The organism is Variovorax raffinosi (genome assembly GCF_051216615.1).
GTDB lineage: Bacteria > Pseudomonadota > Gammaproteobacteria > Burkholderiales > Burkholderiaceae_C > Variovorax.
In genome coordinates this window covers 87,608-107,478 of the sequence record NZ_JBPJZR010000018.1, presented here as the reverse complement: position 1 = coordinate 107,478, position 19,871 = coordinate 87,608, and the positions used below count along the sequence as shown (strand labels likewise).

General features: G+C 65.6%; 22 protein-coding genes. 20 read left to right on the top strand and 2 right to left on the bottom strand.

The window, feature by feature from the left end:
- The first annotated feature begins 78 nt into the window (after window positions 1–78).
- The 9 genes from ACSFB7_RS34415 (at window position 79) to ACSFB7_RS34375 (ending at window position 7,617) form a co-directional block, all read left to right on the top strand.
- On the top strand, window positions 79–846 hold the full coding sequence (locus tag ACSFB7_RS34415) for a GntR family transcriptional regulator (protein ID WP_435476826.1): 768 nt from the start codon (window positions 79–81) through the stop codon (window positions 844–846).
- The gene (locus ACSFB7_RS34410) at window positions 843–1,643 is read left to right on the top strand and encodes a transporter substrate-binding domain-containing protein (protein WP_435476825.1); all 801 of its coding nucleotides are present in this window, start codon (window positions 843–845) and stop codon (window positions 1,641–1,643) included. Before ACSFB7_RS34415 ends, ACSFB7_RS34410 begins: the two co-directional genes overlap by 4 nt.
- A 15-nt stretch (window positions 1,644–1,658) precedes the next feature.
- Window positions 1,659–2,321 (top strand): amino acid ABC transporter permease, encoded by a 663-nt coding sequence (locus ACSFB7_RS34405; RefSeq protein WP_435476824.1) that lies wholly within the window; start codon window positions 1,659–1,661, stop codon window positions 2,319–2,321.
- A gap of 18 nt (window positions 2,322–2,339) precedes the next feature.
- Window positions 2,340–2,993: an amino acid ABC transporter permease gene (locus tag ACSFB7_RS34400; protein ID WP_435476823.1), complete on the top strand. Its 654-nt coding sequence runs from the start codon at window positions 2,340–2,342 to the stop codon at window positions 2,991–2,993.
- The gene (locus ACSFB7_RS34395) at window positions 2,977–3,756 is read left to right on the top strand and encodes an amino acid ABC transporter ATP-binding protein (RefSeq protein WP_435476822.1); all 780 of its coding nucleotides are present in this window, start codon (window positions 2,977–2,979) and stop codon (window positions 3,754–3,756) included. Before ACSFB7_RS34400 ends, ACSFB7_RS34395 begins: the two co-directional genes overlap by 17 nt.
- A gap of 181 nt (window positions 3,757–3,937) precedes the next feature.
- Window positions 3,938–4,435: a P-loop nucleotide/nucleoside kinase family protein gene (locus ACSFB7_RS34390; protein ID WP_435476821.1), complete on the top strand. Its 498-nt coding sequence runs from the start codon at window positions 3,938–3,940 to the stop codon at window positions 4,433–4,435.
- Window positions 4,436–4,474: 39 nt separating this feature from the next.
- Window positions 4,475–4,966, top strand: a complete 492-nt coding sequence (locus ACSFB7_RS34385; RefSeq protein WP_435476820.1) for a GNAT family N-acetyltransferase — start codon at window positions 4,475–4,477, stop codon at window positions 4,964–4,966.
- Window positions 4,967–4,986: 20 nt separating this feature from the next.
- Window positions 4,987–6,690, top strand: coding sequence for a M14 family zinc carboxypeptidase (locus ACSFB7_RS34380; RefSeq protein ID WP_435476819.1), 1,704 nt, complete (start codon window positions 4,987–4,989; stop codon window positions 6,688–6,690).
- A gap of 33 nt (window positions 6,691–6,723) precedes the next feature.
- Window positions 6,724–7,617, top strand: coding sequence for a LysR family transcriptional regulator (locus ACSFB7_RS34375; RefSeq protein WP_435476818.1), 894 nt, complete (start codon window positions 6,724–6,726; stop codon window positions 7,615–7,617).
- A 221-nt stretch (window positions 7,618–7,838) separates the two neighbouring features.
- Here ACSFB7_RS34375 and ACSFB7_RS34370 read toward each other — a convergent pair whose 3' ends face one another.
- Complete coding sequence (locus tag ACSFB7_RS34370; protein ID WP_435476817.1) at window positions 7,839–8,954, bottom strand: hypothetical protein; 1,116 nt, start codon at window positions 8,952–8,954, stop codon at window positions 7,839–7,841.
- 524 nt (window positions 8,955–9,478) lie between these two features.
- Between ACSFB7_RS34370 and ACSFB7_RS34365 the strand changes: the two genes are divergently transcribed.
- The 11 genes from ACSFB7_RS34365 to ACSFB7_RS34315 all read left to right on the top strand — a co-directional run bounded on the left by ACSFB7_RS34365 (window position 9,479) and on the right by ACSFB7_RS34315 (window position 18,484).
- Window positions 9,479–10,459: a Bug family tripartite tricarboxylate transporter substrate binding protein gene (locus tag ACSFB7_RS34365; protein WP_435476816.1), complete on the top strand. Its 981-nt coding sequence runs from the start codon at window positions 9,479–9,481 to the stop codon at window positions 10,457–10,459.
- Window positions 10,456–11,430: a M14 family metallopeptidase gene (locus ACSFB7_RS34360; protein WP_435476815.1), complete on the top strand. Its 975-nt coding sequence runs from the start codon at window positions 10,456–10,458 to the stop codon at window positions 11,428–11,430. Before ACSFB7_RS34365 ends, ACSFB7_RS34360 begins: the two co-directional genes overlap by 4 nt.
- 56 nt (window positions 11,431–11,486) lie before the next feature.
- Window positions 11,487–12,071 (top strand): YceB family lipoprotein, encoded by a 585-nt coding sequence (locus ACSFB7_RS34355; protein ID WP_435476814.1) that lies wholly within the window; start codon window positions 11,487–11,489, stop codon window positions 12,069–12,071.
- A complete protein-coding gene (locus ACSFB7_RS34350; RefSeq protein WP_435476813.1) occupies window positions 12,068–13,069 on the top strand; it encodes a glycerophosphodiester phosphodiesterase in 1,002 nt (333 codons plus the stop codon). Before ACSFB7_RS34355 ends, ACSFB7_RS34350 begins: the two co-directional genes overlap by 4 nt.
- Window positions 13,066–13,353, top strand: a complete 288-nt coding sequence (locus ACSFB7_RS34345; protein ID WP_435476812.1) for a hypothetical protein — start codon at window positions 13,066–13,068, stop codon at window positions 13,351–13,353. Before ACSFB7_RS34350 ends, ACSFB7_RS34345 begins: the two co-directional genes overlap by 4 nt.
- Window positions 13,354–13,377: 24 nt before the next feature.
- Window positions 13,378–13,794: a hypothetical protein gene (locus ACSFB7_RS34340; RefSeq protein WP_435476811.1), complete on the top strand. Its 417-nt coding sequence runs from the start codon at window positions 13,378–13,380 to the stop codon at window positions 13,792–13,794.
- Between the two features lie 77 nt (window positions 13,795–13,871).
- Window positions 13,872–15,386 carry a TolC family protein gene (locus ACSFB7_RS34335; protein WP_435476810.1) on the top strand — a complete coding sequence of 505 codons (1,515 nt, stop codon included), beginning with the start codon at window positions 13,872–13,874 and terminating at the stop codon, window positions 15,384–15,386.
- Window positions 15,387–15,742: 356 nt separating this feature from the next.
- Entirely contained in the window at window positions 15,743–17,134 is a 1,392-nt protein-coding gene (locus ACSFB7_RS34330; protein ID WP_435476809.1) for a multicopper oxidase family protein, read from the top strand.
- A 26-nt stretch (window positions 17,135–17,160) separates the two neighbouring features.
- On the top strand, window positions 17,161–17,673 hold the full coding sequence (locus ACSFB7_RS34325; RefSeq protein WP_435476808.1) for a cupredoxin domain-containing protein: 513 nt from the start codon (window positions 17,161–17,163) through the stop codon (window positions 17,671–17,673).
- 20 nt (window positions 17,674–17,693) lie between these two features.
- A complete protein-coding gene (locus ACSFB7_RS34320) occupies window positions 17,694–18,161 on the top strand; it encodes a DUF411 domain-containing protein (protein ID WP_435476807.1) in 468 nt (155 codons plus the stop codon).
- A 32-nt stretch (window positions 18,162–18,193) separates the two neighbouring features.
- The gene (locus ACSFB7_RS34315) at window positions 18,194–18,484 is read left to right on the top strand and encodes a copper-binding protein (protein ID WP_435476806.1); all 291 of its coding nucleotides are present in this window, start codon (window positions 18,194–18,196) and stop codon (window positions 18,482–18,484) included.
- Between the two features lie 83 nt (window positions 18,485–18,567).
- Here the strand turns inward: ACSFB7_RS34315 and ACSFB7_RS34310 are convergent, their stop codons facing one another.
- A complete protein-coding gene (locus ACSFB7_RS34310; RefSeq protein ID WP_435476805.1) occupies window positions 18,568–19,869 on the bottom strand; it encodes an NAD(P)/FAD-dependent oxidoreductase in 1,302 nt (433 codons plus the stop codon).
- Between the last annotated feature and the right edge of the window lie 2 nt (window positions 19,870–19,871).

Genomic DNA, 19,871 nt, shown 5'->3' with positions numbered 1-19,871 from the left:
CAAAAAGGGCAGCCGGCTTCTTTTTGGTGCACACGCCTTGCATACCAGTTGGCACAGAAGCTGCTGGTATGCAGGCGAATGTCCATATCCGCATCCGAAATCAGTGCGCGCATCGTCGAGGCGGTGATGGCGCAGAAGCTCGCACCCGGTTCGCGCCTGGGCGAACAGCAGTTGGCCATGCTGTTCGACTGCAGCCGCACCATCGTGCGCGAAGCCCTCACCCGGCTGGCGGCGCGCGGCATCGTCACGGTGAGCGCGCGGCGCGGCTGGTTCGTCATCGAGCCTTCGCAGGACGAGGCGCGCGAAGCCTTCGAGGCGCGCCGCGTGATCGAGCTGGGCCTGATCCGCAGCACCGGCCGCATCGACAAGGCCGCGCTGCGCCAACTGAAGGCGCACCTGCAGCGTGAAAAGGCCGCACTGAAAGAGAGCGACGTCGGCAACCGCAGCTTTCTGCTGGGCGATTTCCACGTCTGCCTGGCCGAATGCCTGGGCAACACGCTGCTGGCCGACACGCTGCGCGACTTCACGGCACGCACCACGCTGATCGCCATGCTCTACCAGTCCACGCACGACGCGGTGCAGTCGTGCGAAGACCACGTGCGGATCGTCGCGGCGCTGGAGCGCGGCGACCACGCCGACGCCGAGGCGCTGATGGCCGAGCACATCGGCACGGTGCAGTCGGCGCTGCGGGTGCAGGCGCCCAGCGATCCGCTCGCGCAACTGCGCGATGCGCTGGCGCCGCTGCAGAACACGGCTACCGCGAAACCCAAGCGCCGCAACAAAGCCGCCGCGCCCTCCCCCGACGACACCACAGATTCATCGACTTACCTAGGAGCCCTGCTATGAACTTCTCTTCGTCCAAACGCCATCTCTCGCTCGCACTGGTGTCCGTCGCCATGCTGGCCGCCACCGGCGCCGCCCAGGCCCAGAACGCCCTGGACAACGTGCTCAAGGCCAAGACCATCAAGATCGCCGTGCCCACCGACTACCCGCCCTACGGCTCGGTCGACAAGAACATGAAGCCGCAGGGCCTCGACGTCGAGATGGCCGAACTCATCGCCGCCAAGCTCGGCGTGAAGGTCGAACTGGTGCCCGTGACCACCGCCAACCGCATTCCCTACCTGCAGACGCGCAAGGCCGACCTGGTGATCTCCACGCTCGGCAAGAACCCCGAGCGCGAGAAGGTGATCGACTTCTCTTCCGCCTACGCGCCCTTCTTCCAGGCCGTGTACGCCGCCAAGAGCATGAAGCTCACCAACTTCTCCGAGATGGCCGGCAAGACCGTCGCCGTGACGCGCGGCGCGATGGAAGACCAGGAGCTGAACAAGGTGGCGCCGCCGAACGTCGACTACCGCCGCTTCGAGGACAACAACGCGACCATCGCGGCCTTCGTGGCCGGCCAGACGCAAACCATCGCGACCAGCGCGGCGGTGGCCGGCGACATGCTCGCCAAGAACCCGAAGGTGAGCGCCGAGTTCAAGCTGCTGCTCAAGGACAGCCCCTGCTTCGTCGGCGTCGCCAAGGGCGAGACCGCGTTGAAGGCCAAGGTCAACGAAATCATCGCCGCCGCCAAGAAGGACGGCACGCTGGACGCCCTGTCGAAGAAGTGGCTCGGCAAGGCCGCCAGCGACCTGCCGGTCTGATCGAATCACGCGGCCATGAACATCGAGTTTGACTTTGGCGCGGTGCTCGCCGAATGGCCGCTGCTGCTGCGCGGCGTGGCGTGGACCATCGGCCTCACCGCCGTGGGAACGGTGCTGGGCATGATCGTGGGCACCTTCTGCGCCTGGGCCCGCTCGGGCGGCCCGCGCTGGCTGCGGCTCATCGTGGGCACGTATGTGGAGCTGATCCGCAACACGCCCTTCATCGTGCAGTTGTTCTTCATCTTCTTCGGGCTGCCGGCCGCGGGCGTGAAGCTCTCGCCCGAAGTGGCGTCGGTGATCGCGATGGTGATGAACCTGGGCGCCTATTCCACCGAGATCATCCGCGCCGGCATCGAGGCCACGCCCAAGGGGCAGATCGAAGCGGCCGTGAGCCTGGCGCTCAGCAAGGCGCAAGTGTTCCTGCGCGTGGTGCTGCCGCCCGCACTGAAGAAGGTGTGGCCCGCGATGGTGAGCCAGATCATCATCGTGATGCTGGGCTCGGCGGTGTGCGGCCAGATCTCGACCGAGGAACTGAGCTACGCGGCCAACCTGATCCAGAGCCGCAACTTCCGCGCCTTCGAGGCTTTCATCATCGCCACGCTGATCTACCTGGCGCTGTCGGTGGCGCTGCGGCGGCTGCTCGACTGGGCGGGGCCGAAGTTCTTCTTCGGCCGCTGAACGCAGGAACCCGTCGTCATGACCGATTTTTCTCTCTGGGACATCCTGCGCAACCTGCTGATGGCGCTGCGCTGGACCGTCGTGCTCTCGCTGATCGCCTTCATCGGCGGTGGCATCGTGGGGGCGCTGCTGCTGTTCTTGCGCATGCGCGGCGGCAAGGTCGCGGACAAGGCCGTGGGCCTGTACGTGCAGCTCTTCCAGGGCACGCCGCTGCTGATGCAGCTCTTTCTTGCCTACTTCGGCATTGCGCTGTTCGGCATCGACGTGTCGGCATGGACGGCCGCCAGCGTGGCGCTCACGCTCTACACCAGCGCCTTTCTCACCGAAATCTGGCGCGGCTGCGTCGCATCAATTCCGAAAGGCCAGTGGGAAGCCTCGGGCAGCCTGGCCCTGAGCTTCGGCGAGCAGATGCGCCATGTGATCCTGCCGCAGGCCGTGAAGATCGCGATCGCGCCCACGGTCGGCTTTCTGGTGCAGGTCATCAAGGGCACGGCGCTGGCTTCGGTGATCGGCTTTGTCGAACTCACCAAGGCGGGCAGCATGATTTCGAACGCCACCTTCAAGCCCTTCGTGGTGTTCAGCTACGTGGCCCTGCTTTACTTCGTGCTGTGCTTTCCCGTGAGCCTGTACGCCAAGAACCTCGAGAGGAAGACCCATGGCCGCCGTGCTTGAAAAACAACCGGAACCCGCCACCTTCGCCGCGCCCATCGTGCGCATCACCGCGCTGCGCAAGTCCTACGGCACCAACGAAGTGCTCAAGGGCATCGACCTCGATGTGAAGCGCGGCGAGGTCATCGCCATCATCGGCAAGAGCGGCTCGGGCAAGAGCACGCTGCTGCGCTGCATCAACGGGCTGGAGGTGTTCCAGGAAGGCTCGCTCACCGTCGACAGCAAGCCGCTGCTGCACGAAAGCGCCATGGCCATGCGCGAGCTGCGCCAGCGCGTGGGCATGATCTTCCAGAGCTTCAATCTTTTTCCGCACCTCACGGTCGGCAAGAACGTAATGCTCGCGCCCACGCTGGTGAAGAAACGCTCGTCGATGGAAGCCGCCTCGCAGGCGCGCAAGCTGCTCGAACGCGTCGGGCTCGCGGAAAAATTCGATGCCATGCCCGAGCAACTGTCGGGCGGCCAGCAGCAGCGCGTGGCCATTGCGCGCGCGCTGGCGATGGAACCCGCGGTGCTGCTGTGCGACGAGATCACCTCGGCGCTCGACCCCGAGCTGGTGGGCGAAGTGCTGCGCGTGGTGGAGTCGCTGGCCGACGAGGGCATGACGCTGCTGATGGTCACGCACGAGATGAGCTTTGCGCGCAAGGTCAGCGACCGCGTGATCTTCATGCACCAGGGCCGCGTGCACGAGATGGGGCCGCCGGCGGAGCTGTTCGGCAATCCGCAGACGGCGGAGCTGAAGCAGTTCCTGTCGTCGCTGCATGACTGAAGGCTTCGGGCTGGGCTATGCTCCGGCCATGGCCTGTTTTCAGATCGCGTCGATTATTCGCACCATCGCAAAGATGGTGGGTTAGCGCGCGATCCGAAGAAGAAGTTCACGCCATACGACCCGCCCCATGAGGCGGGTTTTTTGTCTCCTGGGGTTTTGTTCCAAAGTCACAGGAGAAGAAATGAAATTGACCCCATCGACGCCCGCCACGCTTCACATGGTCTGCGGCAAGATCGGCGCCGGCAAATCGACGCTCACCCGGCGCCTTGCGCTGGAGCCCGCCACGGTGCTCATCAGCGAAGACACCTGGCTCGATGCGCTGTATCCGGGCGAGATCCGCGAACTGCCCGACTATGTGCGTGCCTCGGGGCGATTGAAGCAGGCGATGGCGGGCCATGTTTCCGCGCTGCTGGCCGCCGGAGTTTCGGTGGTGCTCGACTTTCCGGCCAACACGGTGAGCAACAGGGCCTGGGCACGCGGCATCTTCGAGGCGGCCGGCGCAGCGCACCAGCTTCACTTTCTGGATGTGCCCGACGAGGTCTGCAAGCAGCGCCTGCGCGCGCGCAACGCGAGCGGAGAGCATCCCTTCGAGACGAGCGATGCGCAGTTCGACCTGATCACGAGCCACTTCGCGGCGCCATCGGAAGACGAAAGGTTTCAGGTGGTCCGCCACGCTTAGGTCCAATCGATGCACGGCGCATGCTTATGCTTGCGCCCCATGCAGATCGAACAAGCCCACCCCACTGAAGCACCCACCGTTGCGGCCGTCCTGACCGAAGCCGCCCAGTGGCTGGCCAACGAAGGCCGGCCGCTGTGGTCGGCCGCCGACACCGGGCTCGAGCGCGTGCAGCGCGACACCGACGCCGGGCGCTACTTCATCGCCCGGGAAAACGGCGAGGCGGCGGGCGTGATGCGCTTCGACCTGGAAGATCCGCACTTCTGGCCCGAGATCGAGAGCGGCAGTTCGGCCTTTGTCCACAAGCTGGCGGTGGGCCGGCGCTGGGCGGGGCACGGCGTGTCGGTCGCGCTGCTGGATTTCGCGCGTGAACGTGCTCTCGACCTAGGCCTCAAGCATCTACGGCTCGACTGCGTGGCGGACCGCGCGCCCTTGCGCTCGCTCTACGAGCGCTTCGGTTTTTCGCTGCACAGCGAGATCCGCAAAGGGACCACGTCCTTTGCGCGCTACGAACTTCCGCTGGAACGTCAGTAATCAAAACGGAGCGTTGACCCATGACCGCCAAGCAAGACATCGCCTACCTCACGCCGTACGAGATCGGCAACCGCAACCAGACCACCACCTGGGCCGAGTGCGTCGCCTTCTACGAACGACTGGCCGAGCACTTTCCGACAGTGCTGCGTTGGGCACAGATCGGCGTGTCGGACAACGGCATCCCGATGCATGCCGGCGTGGTGACGGCCGATGGGGAATTCGATCGCGAGGCGCTGCAGCGCCAGCGCCGGCCGGTCTTCTTCAACAACAACGGCATCCACCCCGGCGAGCCCGAGGGGATCGACGCCTGCATGGCGCTGGTGCGCGATTTCTGCACGCGGCCGGACCGGCTTGCGGCATTGGGCAACACCGTCTTCCTGTTCATTCCGGTCTACAACGTGGACGGCTGCCTCAACCGCCAGAGCACCTCCCGCGCGAACCAGCAGGGGCCGGAGTCCTTCGGCTTTCGCGGCAACGGACGGCACCTGGACCTGAATCGCGACTTCATCAAGTGCGACAGCCTCGCCGCGCAGGTGTTCAACCAGTTCTTCACCGCGTGGGACCCGGACGTGATGGTCGACACGCATACCTCCAATGGCGCCGACTACGCCTGCACGATGACGCTGATTCCGACCCAGCCCGACAAGCTGGGCGCGGGGCTCGGCCAGTTTCTGCGCGAGCGCATGCTGCCGGCGATCTACAGCGGCATGGACCAGCGCGGATGGCCCACCAGCCCTTATGTGAACTGCGTGGCCGAGACGCCGGACGACGGCATCGCCGACTTCCTCGACCTGCCGCGCTTTTCCACCGGCTATGCGGCGCTGCACCACACCATCGGCTTCATGCCCGAGACCCACATGCTCAAGCCCTACGCCGATCGCGTGGCGGCGATGCGCACGCTGGTCGAGGTGGTGCTGGATTTCACCCTGGCGCATGCGGCGCAGATTCAAGAGCTGCGGCGCGAGGCCAAGGCCGGTGCGGCACGGCAAGTGCACTGGCCCCTGCTGTGGCGATCCGACCGCAGCCGGCCGGCCGGCCTGCGCTTCAAGGGGTATCGGGCGGTGCGCACGCCCAGCAGCCTCGGCACCTACCAGCGCCTGTCCTATGACCGCAGCCAGCCCTGGGAAAAAGACATTCCCTACTTCGACCGTTACCTGGAAGACGCTTCGGCCACTGCGCCCAAGGCCTATCTCATTCCCCAGGCCTGGCGCGAAGTGATCGAGCGCCTGCAATGGAACGGCTTGACGCTGGAGCGGCTGAAGGAAGACCAGGTTTTCCATTCCGCCAGGGTCTACGGCATCCAGAGCGTGGTCTCCCGCGCGGGTCCGTACGAAGGGCACATGTTCCACGACGAAGTGGTGCTCTCGACCCGGACCGAGACTGTTCACGCCCGCGCCGGTGACGTGCGTGTTTCCCTGGACCAGGCCAAGGCCCGCTATGTCGTCGAGACGCTGGAGCCCGAAGCCCACGACAGCTTCTTTCGCTGGGGTTTCTTCAACAGCGTGCTGGAGAGAAAGCAAGGCTTTTCGGATTACGTCTTCGAGGACACGGCCCACCAGATGCTGGAAGACGAGCCGCTGCTGAAAGCCGGCTTCGAGCAATGGAAGCAGGACAACCCCGACAAGCTCTCCGATCCGCAAGCGGTTCTGGGCTACATCCTTGTGCACGGCCAGCGCCATGCAGAACCCGAGTGGCGGCGCTACCCGGTGGCGGGCCTGAACTAGCTCACGCAACCCACGAGCCGCGCCACACACACCATGCAATTCAAGTGGATGGAAGACTTCATCGCGCTGGCGCAGACGCGCAGCTTCACGCGCGCGGCTGAGCTTCGGCACGTCACGCATCCGGCCTTCGGGCGGCGCATCCGCGCGCTGGAGTCGTGGGCCGGCACGACGCTGATCGTGCGCAGCAGCTCGCCGGTCGTTTTGACGGCTGCGGGCGAAAGCTTCCTGGACAACGCCAGCCAGATGGTGCGCAGCGTCGAAGGCTCGCGGGAGGAGGTGCACAACGTGGCCGGCCGCCAGGCCCGCACGGTCACGGTGGTCACGGGCCGCACGCTGGCGCGCACGGTGATGGCCGACTGGCTGGTGCGGCTGCAGCCCGTGCTGGGCCAGGGCGAGGTGCGCGTGCTGACGGGCGCGCTGGCTGAAACGGTGCGGATGCTGGAACACAACGAGGTCGACTTCTCGCTGATCTTTCATCACGCCGCTCTCACCTTCCGGCTCGACGGGCGGCAGTTCGCCCATGTGACGGTGGCATCGGACAAGCTCGTGCCGGTGTCGCGCGCCGACGCGCAGGGCCGTGCGGTGCACGGCTTCGACGGTGGCGGCGAAGTGCCTTTTCTGTCGTACGTCCGCACGCTGGCCATGGGTCGCATGGTGGAAGACCTGCTCGCCAACAACCCGCTGGCGCCGGGCCTGAAGCGGCGGATCGAATGCGATTCGGCCGATGCGCTCTATGAATACGTGCTCAGGGGACTGGGCGTGGCGTGGCTGCCTTGGTCGATGGTGCAGGGCGATTGCAAGTCGGGCCGGCTGGTGCAAGTGGGCGGGCGGCGCATGGAGGTGCGCTTCGAGGTCCGGCTGTATCGGCCGAAGCGCCGCTTGAGCCCGCTGGCCGAGGATGTATGGCGGGCAATGACACCGCGCTGAAGATGGCCGCAAGCCAATCTGGGCCTGGCACTGCTTTTTCGGCTCCCCAGAGACCCGACCCGAAAAATGCACTGAACGAGAAGGACACCCAAATCCTCCAAGTGCCTGCCATGCTCAGAAGGCCGAGCGAGGTGCAGCGCTCGGCTCTTTGATTTTCTTTTCTTCCGGCGATCTATTGCAAACGCGGCCGCCCTGGAATTAAAAAAACATCTCTCTCACATTTATTCCCGTTTGACTTCCCACAATTTGCACAGCGCCCCACTGCAATCGAAAGCGGTTACAAAAACCCGGTAGGTCCGCCCGCTTTCGGTAAATGAAATATAGGGCAATGCACCTGAAGCTCCTTTACGATTGAAAAATTCCGCCCAATCGTTCAATGTCGCAGTGGATTCAGGCAAAAGCATTGATGTTACGTCTTCAACGTCATAACGAAAAGTCGCTTGTTGGGACTCGTCCCTTACAAAGAGAAGCCTACTCTCACTACCCGCACCCACCTGCATCGCCAATTTTCCGCCCGTCTTTCCCTCTTCAGCCAGGAGTGCTATGTATGCCCGATCGTCCATTTCTCGGCTCCCGGGCTTCAATGTGAACGAACACCGAGACGCACCGGGCACTTCCCTTTCCAGAACAACAGTGCGACCCTCATTTCGAGTGAGCGCTGCTTGGCAATATCCTTTCTGGCCGAACTCATTGAGCGATTCAAGGAAGCCCCGCCTGGCCCAATTAGACACGTCAACCTCCTCATATTCGTACTTTGTATTTTGACCAACGACTTTGCTATACAGCGCCTGCGAATTCGTTCCCGGTATTGAGTTGGCGGCTTCCAGGACCCAGGTGGTCGAGTAACCCTCCGCCCCTTGTTTTCGCATCTCGAACAAAACATCGGTTTCACCCCTCGGTAAAAACCGATGATCAAATGCGGTAGAGCCGGCCCTTTTTTCATACATTCGCCTTTTCTTTCCTGACGTTGCACCTCCATCCGAATAAAGCTCAAAAGGAAGAAACCCCACCATCTCAGGGCTGTTCAGCTCGGCAAGAATATCATTTACGCCGAAAGTATTTACAGCGCCAAATTTATATGAAAAGGGCGTGATCGCCATTGGTCTGGCTTCCGAATCCGAATTGGACCCAGCCGTCGTATCTGGGTTCAAGTTCGATGCGGAATTTGAGACACCTTCTTGCATCGGATTTGAAGGCGAATTGGGCGTTTGTGCCGCGGCGATCTCTGGCGAGGAAGGGATGGCGAATATTGATGGGAATCCACCGCCGCCGCCGCCGCCACAAGCGGTCAGCATTGCCGCAAGCAAGATCGAATAAAAACTCCACTGCGCTACCATTTAATTTCTCTCTGTATTTAGTTTGCCAATGCACGAAAAAATGCAGGCGCAGCATTCTTGCATCGGCCACCTCCAAGGTGGTGCGTACTTATTTGCAAATTCTGATGAAATAGTTCACTTCCAAAAGAATAGTCAGGCAAAAAATAAACATTTGCTTAAATTTCAATTCATTTGATGTTATTCACTAACATTAATATGCCTCATGGAATTCAGCTTGATATGGCTATGAAATAAGGGTGACAGGCACCGCACCGAAGCATTTCGGCCAAGAACCGCCAAGGTTGGCCTGCAGAACGCGAGGTGCAATCACGGCTGAGGAACGGGGTGATGGCGAAGGGCGGGCGCCCCGTCTTGGCCCTCGGGCCGTGCTGCTCGACGATTTGCACCCGCGCGTTCCATGGCCATGCGGCTTCTGCGCGACCTCCAGCCCCAACCCAATCGGCACGACTTCGTGCCAGCACGGCACCGCGCAAGAGGGAACCGCTCCGCAGAATCCTCGGAATTACTACAACCCCGAGGCAACGATGCGTCTTTCCCGTACTTTCTCTTTCGGTCTCGCCGTGACGCTCTGCGCCCTTGCCTGGGCTGCAGCCGGCCCGGCCAACGCGCAGGCCTACCCGAACAAGCCCATCACGCTGGTCGTGCCCTACCCGCCGGGCGGCTCGACCGACCTGACCGGGCGCGCGCTCGGCGTCGAGCTGTCGCATCGCCTGGGCGTGCCGGTGATCATCGACAACGTGGGCGGTGCGGGCGGCGCCATCGGCGCGCAGAAGGTCGCCAATGCGGCGCCCGACGGCTACACACTGCTCGCCGGAGCCAGCAACGAAATCGCCATCAACAGGCTGGTCAACAGCAATGTGAAATACGAGCCGAAAGACTTCACGCCCATCGGGCTGATCGCTTCCCAACCGCTGGTGCTGGTGGCGGTGCCAAGCGTCGGTGTGAAGAACACCGGCGAATTCCTCGCGCTTCTGAAGAAGAACCCCGGCAAGTACAGCTACGGCAGCTCGGGCGTCGGCACCTCGCTGCATCTGGCCGGCGAAATGCTCAAGCAGCAGGGCGGCGTTTTCATGACGCATGTGCCCTACCGCGGCGTGGCACCGCTCACCAACGACCTGCTGGGCGGCAATATCGACTTCGGCGTGTTCGTTCTTTCCAGTGCGCTGCCCTACATCCGCAGCGGCAAGATGGTGGCGCTGGGCACCACCGAAGCCAAGCGCTCGGCCATCACGCCCGACCTGCCGGCGCTCAGCGAAAGCCCGAGCCTCAAGAGCCTGGACATCGGCGTCTGGTTCGCGCTGATGGGGCCGGCGAAGCTGCCGGAGCCGGTGCTCGCCAAGCTGAAGACCGCGCTGAGCGAAACGCTGCAGTCGCCTGAATTCCGCAAGAAGATGGAGGCCACCAGCTCGGTCGTGCCGACGTCGAACGTGGATCTCGACAAGTTCCTGGTCACCGAGACCGCCAAGTACAAGACCATCGTCAAATTCGCCAACATCAAGGAATGAGCTTGTCCACGCTGTTTGAACTCCCCGCCCCCGACCTTTCCGCCTGGCGCGCCGGCAACACCGGCGTCGAAGGCGTCTGGCATTTCGAGGCCGATGCGCCCGGCCGCCACGTGATGATCAGCGCGCTCGTGCACGGCAACGAGGTGTGCGGCGCCTGGGCGCTCAAAGGCCTGCTCGAAGCCGGCGTGCGCCCGCAGCGCGGCAAGCTCACGCTGGCGTTCTGCAACCTGGAAGCCTTCGACACCTTCGATGCGGCCGATCACGACGCCTCGCGCTTCGTCGACGAAGACCTCAACCGCCAATGGCTGCCCGATCGCATCGAGGCCGGTGGCACGCGGGAGCGGCGCCGCGCCGCCGCGCTGCAGCCGTATGTGACGCAGGCCGACTGGCTGCTCGACCTGCATTCGATGCACGAGCCGTCGGCGCCGCTGACGCTCACCGGCATCCAGCCGCGCAACCTGGTGCTGGCGCAGGCGATGCGCAGCCCGGAGCACGTGGTCATCGACGCGGGCCACAATGACGGCGTGCGCATGCGCGACTTCGGCCGCTTCGGCGCGCCCGATGCCGACGCGCAGAGCGATGCGCTGGCGCTGCTGGTCGAATGCGGTTTCCACGGCGATCCGGCCAGCCGTACCGTGGCGCAGGACCAGTGCGCGCGCTTCCTGCGGGCGGCCGGCACGCTCGGCGACGACGCCATCGCGCAGCAACTGCCCGGCTGGCTGCAGCCCGACGCGCCCCGCCAGTGGGCGCTGGACGTGACCGGCCCGGTGGTGGCGCGCGGCGAAGACTTCCGCTTCGCGCAGCCCTTCACCGGCCTGGAAGTGATCGAGCGCGCGGGCACCGTGATCGGCTGGAACGAGGGCAAGCCCGTGGTCACGCCCTATGACGACTGCGTGCTCGTGATGCCCTCCACGCGCCAGGCCAAGCCGGGCGTGACGGTGGTTCGATACGCCCGTCGCCGACCAATCTGAAACAACGCCGGGGCGGCTGGCGGGAACCTTTGCGGCTGTGGCAAGCTCGGGACGGTATGAACCTCCGCACCCCGTCCCCCACCACCTCCCGCCGTCGGTTGCTGCGTGCGCTGCTGGGCGCCGCGGCCCTGCCGGCGCCGTTCGCGGCGCTGGCCGGCTTCAATTTCTTCACCAGCGAATACACCGCGAGCCGCGACGAGCTGCAGACGCAGATCGCCAAGCGCTTTCCGGTGGCCGAGCGCTATGCCGAGATCTTCATGGTCGGGCTGCGCGATCCGCAACTGGCGCTCGATGCACAAGCCAACCGCGCGACCATCACGGCCACGCTGACCATTGCAAGCCCCTTGCTGGCCGCCTCGCCGGTACAGGGCATCGTGTCGGTCAGCAGCGCACTGCGTTACGACGCCGCCACCCGCGCGCTGCGGCTCGACCAGCCCAAGGCGGAAAAGCTCGAACTGCAAGGCGTGGAAGGCCGCGATGCGCAACGGCTGCAGAAGGTCGGCGGCGTGGTCGCGCAAGAGTTGCTGCAAGGCCAGGTGCTGCGCAGCTTCACGGCCGATGAACTCACGGTCGGCCGCAAGACCTACGAGATCGGCGACATCACCGTGCTAGACAGTGGGATCAAGGTCCAACTCAAATGAAACACGCGAAACACGCCCTTCTTGCCCTCGCCCTGACGCTCTCCGGCTGCGCAGCGGTCATGCCGACGGCCAAGCAGCACTTCGACCTCGAAGCGCACCGTGGCGGGCGCGGCCTTGCTCCTGAAAACACGCTGGCCGCCTTCTCGAACGCCATCGACCTCGGCGTCACCACGCTCGAACTCGACATCGGGCTCACGGCCGACGGCGTGGTCGTGATCTCGCACGACACCTCGCTCAACCCCGACCACACGCGCGACGCCAGCGGTGCCTGGCTTGCACCGAAGAGCGGCGCGGCCATCCGCTCGCTCACGCTGGTGCAACTGCAGACCTACGACGTGGGCCGCCTCAACCCCGCGAGCGACTACGGCAAGCAGTTCGCGCTGCAACTGCCGCGAGACGGCGAACGCATCCCGACGCTGGCCGCGTTGTTCGCGCAAGTGCAAGCGCGCGGCGCCAATGCGGCGACGGTGCGCTTCAACATCGAGACCAAGATCGATCCGAACAAGCCGAATGAAACCGCCGCGCCGGAGCCCATGGTGCGCGCGCTGCTGGCCGAGATCGACAAGGCCAGGATGGCCGACCGCGTGACCATCCAGAGCTTCGACTGGCGCACGCTGACGCTGGTCGGCCAGCTCGCGCCACAGTTGCCGCGCGCCTACCTCACGACGCCCCGCACGCTGAAGGACAGCCGCTGGACGGCCGGCTTCGATGCGGCTGGTTTTGCCTCGGTGCCGCAGATGGTCAGGGCCGCATCGGCCAACGCGCCGGGCTCGGTGATCTGGTCGCCGGCCTTTGCCGACCTGACACCCTCCGTCATCAAGGAAGCGCAGAAGCTCGGCCTGAAGGTGCTGCCCTGGACCGTGAACCAGCGCGCCGACATGCTGCGGCTGATGGACTGGGGCGCGGACGGCCTCATCACCGACTACCCCGACGTGCTGCGCGACCTGATGCGCGAGCGTGGCCTGTCGCTGCCGCCGCCCGGAAAGGCTTCGTCATGAGCACCACAAACGCCACGCAGCAACTCGATGCCATCGCCGCGGGCCTGGGCGCCTTGCGCAACGGCGGCGGCGGATCGGTCAGCACGCTGTCGAACGACGCCCGCGCCAGCACCGAGCTGCTCGCTACCCTGCCGCCACGTTACGGCGAGGTGTTGCTGAACCTGCTCGACCGGCTCGAATCGAGCGCGCTCTTCAGCGAAGAGAGCTGTTCCTTCAGCCAGAAGGACCTGCTCGACAACCTGCAGGTGTGGGCCGACAAGGCCCGTGGCCAACTGGTGTCTTAGGCCACCGGTTTATCATCGCGCCCCATGCGCACCCTGTTGCTCGCCTTGATGATCGTCCTGCTGCCCATTCGCGGCTGGCTCGGCGACGCCATGGCGGTCGAAATGGTGCGGCACTCGTTGCCCGCGGCAGCGGCAGCGGTGTCGACGGCTTCTTCTTCGGCCACCATGGCCACTGAAGCGCATTGCCATGAAGCCATGGAGGCCGGCAGCGGCACCATGGACATGGCCGACCACACCAGCTCTCACGACAACAGCGACAGCGGCACTGACCATCAGGGCTGCAACACCTGCACCGCCTGCCAGGTCTGCCACACGGTGGCGCTCGGTGGCATGCCCCTCATCGACATCGTGCACGGTGCGCCCCAGGCGCCGCCCGCTGCACACGCGAGCCGCTTCGCCAGCGCAGAGCCCGCCCTGGGCTTCAAGCCGCCCATTTCCTGATCTCCCTGCCCGTAGTCCGTCCGCAGTGAGCCTTTGCAGGCTCGCGGCGTCCGTCGAATTGCTCATGGAGATCGAGCGTGAACCCCTTTGTTCGCTGGCAACCCGCCGGCATCCCCAGCCATGTGACAACACCACATGGCGATCTGCGCCCGCCCAGCGGACGCATGGCCCCTCATTCATTCATCCGAAGCGCCATCGCACTGGCTGGCGCGTTGACGCTGGCCGGCTGCGCCAGCCTCTCGCCCGACGGCGGCACCGCCGATGTGCAGGCGCTGGTCAACGGCAACCCGCTGATGGCGGGCACCGCGGCCCAGCGCACGCCTGACGAGGCCTCGCAAAAGAGCGTCGATGCGCTGCTCGCCAAACCGCTGGACGCCGAGGCCGCCGTGCGCATCGCGCTGGTCAACGGCCCGCGCGTGCAAGACGCTTTCGCCACCCTGCAACTGAGCGACGCCGACCGCGTGCAGGCAGCGAGCCTGCCGAACCCGGTGCTTTCCTTCAGCCGGCTGGCGCAGGGCAGCGAGCGCGAGTTCGAGCGAATGCTCCGCTTCAACGTGCTGGGCCTGATCACGCTGCCGTGGCAGGCCCGCTGGGCCGGCCAGCGGCACGAAGCCGCCAAGCTGCAGGCCGCGCAGAGCGTGCTGATCCTGGCCGCCGACACCCGCCGCGCCTGGGTGCGCGCGGTGGCGGCGCAGCAGAGCGTGGTCTACCTGCGCGATGCGAAGGAAGCGACCGAAGCCGGCGCCGAGCTCGCTCACCGCATGGCCAAGGCCGGCAACTGGAGCGCCTTGCAGCGCACGCGCGAACAACTGCTGCTGGCCGATGCGGCCGCGCAGCTCGCACGGGCCGAACAGGCGGCCGTTGCCAGCCGCGAACAGCTCACGCGCCTGCTGGGCCTGAGCGGCACGCGCACCAGCTACACCTTGCCGGACCGCCTGCCGCCGCTGCCGCAAGCCGCGCCCGAGTTGGGCGATGTGCAGGCGCTGGCGCTGCGCGACCGGCTCGACGTGCGCTCGGCACAGGCACAGAACTCGGCCGTGGCCGGTTCGCTCGGCCTCACGCACGCGACCAGCGTCATCAACGCGATGGAGCTGGGCGTGGTGCGCAACACCACCTTCGACAACGACGCCGACCGCACGAAGAAAACCAAGCGCGGCTTCGAACTCGACCTGCCCATTCCAATCTTCGACTGGGGCCAGTCGCGCAACGGCCGTGCCGAGGCGCAGTACCTGCAGTCGGCCGCGCGCGTGCGCGACGTGGGCGTGCTGGCCACGAGCGAGGCACGCGAGGCCTGGCAGGGCTGGAACACCGCCTACGCCATCGCCCGCCGCTACCGCGACGAAGTGTTGCCGCTGCGCAAGCAGGTCAACGAGGAAATGGTGCTGCGCTACAACGGCATGCTCGCGAGCGTGTGGGAGCTGCTTGGCGAAACGCGCGCGAGCATGTTGGTGGTGAACGCCGGCATCGAGGCGCAGCGCGACTTCTGGCTGGCGGACACCGACCTGCAACTGGTGCTCACGGGCAGCTCGCCCGGTGGCATGACGGCGCTGCAGACGGCTGCGACCGGTGAGCCTGCTGCGGGAGGGCATTGAGATGACGCATTGCTCTTTTGTTCGTCGCGTTGTGTTTGATGCGCGTTGTTCAGGGCGCGCTCGCGCTGACGGCGTGCTCTGCTCCGCGAATGTCCCCCGGGGCGCTGCGCGCCCCTCCTCCTTGATTTCGCTGCGCAGAGCACACCGCCAGCGCGAGCGTTATCCGGAGCAGTTGTTGATCGGCCGCAAACGCGCGGCGTGCCCTGTGCGAATGACGCCAGGTGCTCCCCGCAGCGAAATAAAGGAGGAGCGAAGCGGGGGACATTCGCGGAGGGGAGCACCTGGCGTCATTCGCACGTACCCCGAATGCTCCCGCACCCGAGCCCACAGCAACACCCCCGCCAAGGACAACTGAAATGAACCGACGCAACTTCTTCGCGGGCGCAGCAACGGCCGTCGCCGCAACCACGGTCAGCCGCGTGTCGATGGCTGCATTGCCCGAACCGGTGACGCAAGCCTCCACCGCCACCGCACCACCGCTCGTGCCACCGAACGGACGGCCGTACAACCCCGTCGTCACCCTCAACGGCTGGACCTTGCCCTGGCGCATGAACGCCGGCGTCAAGGAATTCCACCTCGTCGCCGAACCCGTGGTGCGCGAAATGGCACCCGGCTTCAAGGTCAACATGTGGGGCTACAACGGCCAGTCGCCCGGCCCGACCATCGAAGTGGTCGAAGGCGACCGCGTGCGCATCTACGTCACCAACAAGCTGCCCGAACACACGACAGTGCACTGGCACGGCCAGCGCCTGCCCAACGGCATGGACGGCGTGGGTGGTATCACGCAGCCGCACATTCCGCCGGGCAAGACCTTCGTGTATGAGTTCACCGCACGGCGCCCCGGCACCTTCATGTACCACCCGCATGCCGACGAGATGGTGCAGATGGCGATGGGGATGATGGGCTTCTGGGTCACGCACCCGAAGGCGGAGCATCCGCTGATCGAGAAAGTCGACCGCGACTTCTGCTTTCTGCTCGGCAGCTTCGACGTGGAGCCCGGCAGCGCCACGCCCAAGGTCAACACCATGACCGACTTCAACATCTGGAGCTTCAACAGCCGCGTGTTCCCTGCCATCGACACGCTGAACGTGCGCAAGGGCGACCGGGTGCGCATCCGCGCGGGCAACCTCACGATGACCAACCACCCCATTCACATCCACGGCCACGAGTTCGAGGTGACCGGCACCGATGGCGGCCCCGTGCCGCGCACCGCACGCTGGCCCGAGGTGTCGGTCGACGTGGCGGTGGGCCAGATGCGGCAGATGGAATTCATCGCCGACGAAGAAGGAGACTGGTCGCTGCACTGCCACAAGGCGCACCACACGATGGGACCGATGGGCCACGAGGTGCCGACCATGATCGGCGTCGACCAGAAAGGCGTGGTCGACAAGATCCGCAAGCTGGTGCCCGACTACATGGTGATGGGCGACAAGGGCATGGCGGACATGGGCGAGATGGAAATGCCCATCCCCGACAACACGATGCCGATGATGACCGGCACCGGACCCTTCGGATCGGCCGAGATGGGCGGCATGTTCACGCTGCTCAAGGTGCGGCGCGACCAGAAGCCGGGCGACTACCGCGACCCGGGCTGGTTCAAGCATCCGGCCGGGACCGTCGCGCGCGAAGTGCCCGGCGCGGCCGTGCCACCGGCCACGCGCAACGCTCCTTCCGCCAAGGGCGGCGACAGCAACAAGACCGATGCCACCGTGCGCAAGCCTTCGGGCCAGGGCGCGCACAACCACTGATCACTCTTTTTTCTGGAATCCACTTCATGAACAAGACACTCGCATCCATCGCCGCCTGCCTTGCCCTTGCAGGCGCCGCCACTACAGCGCAGGCCCACGAGAACCACGGCGCCAAGCCTCACGGCACCACCACGGCCGCGCCCGAACAGAAGCCCTGGGGCATCGCCGGGCAGGCACGCGCGGTGAAACGCACCATCGACATCGCGATGGCCGACGACATGACTTTCACGCCCTCGGTGATCGAGGTGCGCGAGGGCGACACCATCCGCCTGCGACTGAAGAACCGCGGCAAGGAACTGCACGAACTCGTGCTCGGCACCACGGCCGAGATCGAGGCGCATGCGGCCATGATGAAGAAATTTCCGGACATGGAGCACGACGACCCGTGGATGGTGCACGTGCCCGCCGGCAAGACCGGCGACATGGTCTGGACCTTCAACCGCGCCGGCGATTTCGACTTTGCCTGCCTGGTGAAGGACCACTACGAACTCGGCATGGCCGGCCGCATCCGCGTGCTGGCAGCCGCACCCAAGCCATGACGACAAGGAGAGAACGAACGATGCAACGACGAACCCTGCTGAAGCGCGCAGCCCCGCTGCTGGCGCTGGCCTCCACCGCCACGCTGCCGCTCGCCGCACTGGCCGCCGCGCCGATGGTCGAGATATGGAAAGACCCGAACTGCGGCTGCTGCCAGGACTGGGTCAAGCACCTCAACAAGAACGGCCTTGCCACCCGCGTGCACGACGAAGGCAACAGCGCCGCGCGCGAACGGCTGGGCGTGCCCGCCAAGCTGGGCTCGTGCCACACCGGACGCGTCGGCGGCTACGCCATCGAAGGCCATGTGCCGGCGCGCGAAGTGCATCGCCTGCTGAAGGAAAAGCCCAAGGCCATCGGCCTTGCCGTTCCCGGCATGCCGGTCGGCTCGCCCGGCATGGACGGTGCGGCCTACGGCGACCAGCGCGATCCGTATGACGTGCTGCTGGTGCTGGCCGATGGCAGTACGCGCGTCTATCAAAGTTATCGCTGAACCCTCTGAAAAACCTCGAAAGGAAATTCATCATGAAGAAACTGGTTACCGCCCTCTCCGCCGCCCTGCTCGCCGCAGCCGCCTTCGCCCAGGCCACGTTGCCGTCCGTCGAAGGCGAAGTGCGCAAGATCGACACCGACGCGAAGAAGATCACCCTCAAGCACGGCGACATCCAGAACCTCGACATGACCGGCATGACGATGGTCTTCCGCGTGAAAGACCCGGCCCTGCTCACCAAGGTCAAGGCCGGCGACAAGGTGCGCTTTACCGCCGACAAGGTCGACGGCGCGCTCACGGTCATGTCGATCGAAGCGGCCAACTGATCCACTGAGTCACGCGAAGCTGTCGACGCTTCGTGAGCATCAAGGCCGGCGCCGGCGGTCGCTGACCGCCGGCGACCAAAGACTCAAACGAAGCGCTTTGGAGCGAAAGGCGCCAGCGAGATTTCGGGCGCGATGCCTGCGAGCAACTGGGCCGCGAGCCGGCCCGTGCGCGCCGAGCCGCACAAGCCCACATGGCCGTGGCCGAAGGCCAGCACGATGTCGGTGCTGGCAGCCGACGGGCCGATGCAGGGCAAGCCATCGGGCAGGCTGGGGCGATGGCCGAGCCAGTGCTTCACGGTGGTGGTGCCGGCCGTGCCTGCAAGCGCCGGAAACATCGATTGCAGATGGCGATGCAATATTTCGGCGCGGCGCCAGTCGGGCGCGGCATCGAGGCCGCCGATCTCGACCTGGCCCGCGGCGCGCAGGCCGCCGTCCATCCAGTGGGCGATGAGCTTGCCGTCCGCCGCCATCACCGGCGTGCGCGGCCCTACCGAAGCCCCTTCGACGACGACGTGGTAGCCGCGCTCGGATTCGAGCGGTACGGCAGAGCCTGCCGCTGCCGCCAGCGCGCCGGAACGCGCACCGGCGCAGATGGCAGCAGCGTCGCAGGCGATCTCGCCCGCCTCGGTCAGTACCGCGCGCAAGTGGCCGCCTTCGATGCGAAAACCCGTCGCACGCGTGGCAAGGCGCTCGGCACCGCCCGCCTGCGCATGCCGCGCCAGCGCCGCCACATAGGTGCCCGGATCACGGCAATGCCCGGCTTCGGGCACGAAGATGCCAAGGGTGTAGCGCGCATCGAGGTCGGGCTCTTGGCGACGCAGCTCGTCAGCCGACCACTCTTCCCAATGGACACCCGTGCGCTGGCGCACGCGCCACGCCAGCGCATCGCCTTCGAACTCGGCGCGCGAGCAATAGGCATGCAGCAGGCCGCGCCGTTCGATGAGCTGCGGCACACCTGCCTCAGCCGCGAGCCGGGTGTGCAATGCCGGCGCATCCGCCAGCAGGGTCCGCAGCGCGTCGGCGATGCGCTGCACGCGCGCCTCGGTCCAGCCTGATGCCAGGTAGCGCAGCAGCCAGGGCGTGGCGCGCGGCAGGTAGCGCCAGCGCAACGCGAGCGGCCCCAACGGGTCGGCCAGCCAGCCCGGCACCTTGCGCCAGGCGCCGGGCAGCGCGGGCGGCACCACCGAATGCGACGAAAGCCAGCCCGCGTTGCCGTAGCTCGTGGCGTGCGGGCCACCGGGTTCGCCGGGCTCGACCACCGTCACGCGCAAGCCGGCGTGCAGCGCCTCGATGGCGGTGGCGCTGCCCACGGCGCCCGCGCCGATCACCACGACGTGACGCCTCGTATCGCCGGCCCCCGAGAAACTACTTCTTGCAACTGTCATGG

Excerpts from the sequence above, each read along its gene's own strand:
- ACSFB7_RS34320 (WP_435476807.1), top strand. The coding sequence starts at position 17,694 with ATGCAACGACGAACCCTGCTGAAGCGCGCAGCCCCGCTGCTGGCGCTG.
- ACSFB7_RS34315 (WP_435476806.1), top strand. The coding sequence starts at position 18,194 with ATGAAGAAACTGGTTACCGCCCTCTCCGCCGCCCTGCTCGCCGCAGCC.
- ACSFB7_RS34340 (WP_435476811.1), top strand. The coding sequence starts at position 13,378 with ATGCGCACCCTGTTGCTCGCCTTGATGATCGTCCTGCTGCCCATTCGC.
- ACSFB7_RS34395 (WP_435476822.1), top strand. The coding sequence starts at position 2,977 with ATGGCCGCCGTGCTTGAAAAACAACCGGAACCCGCCACCTTCGCCGCG.
- ACSFB7_RS34365 (WP_435476816.1), top strand. The coding sequence starts at position 9,479 with ATGCGTCTTTCCCGTACTTTCTCTTTCGGTCTCGCCGTGACGCTCTGC.
- ACSFB7_RS34405 (WP_435476824.1), top strand. The coding sequence starts at position 1,659 with ATGAACATCGAGTTTGACTTTGGCGCGGTGCTCGCCGAATGGCCGCTG.
- ACSFB7_RS34325 (WP_435476808.1), top strand. The coding sequence starts at position 17,161 with ATGAACAAGACACTCGCATCCATCGCCGCCTGCCTTGCCCTTGCAGGC.
- ACSFB7_RS34400 (WP_435476823.1), top strand. The coding sequence starts at position 2,340 with ATGACCGATTTTTCTCTCTGGGACATCCTGCGCAACCTGCTGATGGCG.
- ACSFB7_RS34385 (WP_435476820.1), top strand. The coding sequence starts at position 4,475 with ATGCAGATCGAACAAGCCCACCCCACTGAAGCACCCACCGTTGCGGCC.
- ACSFB7_RS34410 (WP_435476825.1), top strand. The coding sequence starts at position 843 with ATGAACTTCTCTTCGTCCAAACGCCATCTCTCGCTCGCACTGGTGTCC.
- ACSFB7_RS34360 (WP_435476815.1), top strand. The coding sequence starts at position 10,456 with ATGAGCTTGTCCACGCTGTTTGAACTCCCCGCCCCCGACCTTTCCGCC.
- ACSFB7_RS34355 (WP_435476814.1), top strand. The coding sequence starts at position 11,487 with ATGAACCTCCGCACCCCGTCCCCCACCACCTCCCGCCGTCGGTTGCTG.
- ACSFB7_RS34390 (WP_435476821.1), top strand. The coding sequence starts at position 3,938 with ATGAAATTGACCCCATCGACGCCCGCCACGCTTCACATGGTCTGCGGC.
- ACSFB7_RS34345 (WP_435476812.1), top strand. The coding sequence starts at position 13,066 with ATGAGCACCACAAACGCCACGCAGCAACTCGATGCCATCGCCGCGGGC.
- ACSFB7_RS34375 (WP_435476818.1), top strand. The coding sequence starts at position 6,724 with ATGCAATTCAAGTGGATGGAAGACTTCATCGCGCTGGCGCAGACGCGC.
- ACSFB7_RS34350 (WP_435476813.1), top strand. The coding sequence starts at position 12,068 with ATGAAACACGCGAAACACGCCCTTCTTGCCCTCGCCCTGACGCTCTCC.
- ACSFB7_RS34415 (WP_435476826.1), top strand. The coding sequence starts at position 79 with ATGTCCATATCCGCATCCGAAATCAGTGCGCGCATCGTCGAGGCGGTG.
- ACSFB7_RS34370 (WP_435476817.1), bottom strand. The coding sequence starts at position 8,954 with ATGGTAGCGCAGTGGAGTTTTTATTCGATCTTGCTTGCGGCAATGCTG.
- ACSFB7_RS34330 (WP_435476809.1), top strand. The coding sequence starts at position 15,743 with ATGAACCGACGCAACTTCTTCGCGGGCGCAGCAACGGCCGTCGCCGCA.
- ACSFB7_RS34380 (WP_435476819.1), top strand. The coding sequence starts at position 4,987 with ATGACCGCCAAGCAAGACATCGCCTACCTCACGCCGTACGAGATCGGC.
- ACSFB7_RS34310 (WP_435476805.1), bottom strand. The coding sequence starts at position 19,869 with ATGACAGTTGCAAGAAGTAGTTTCTCGGGGGCCGGCGATACGAGGCGT.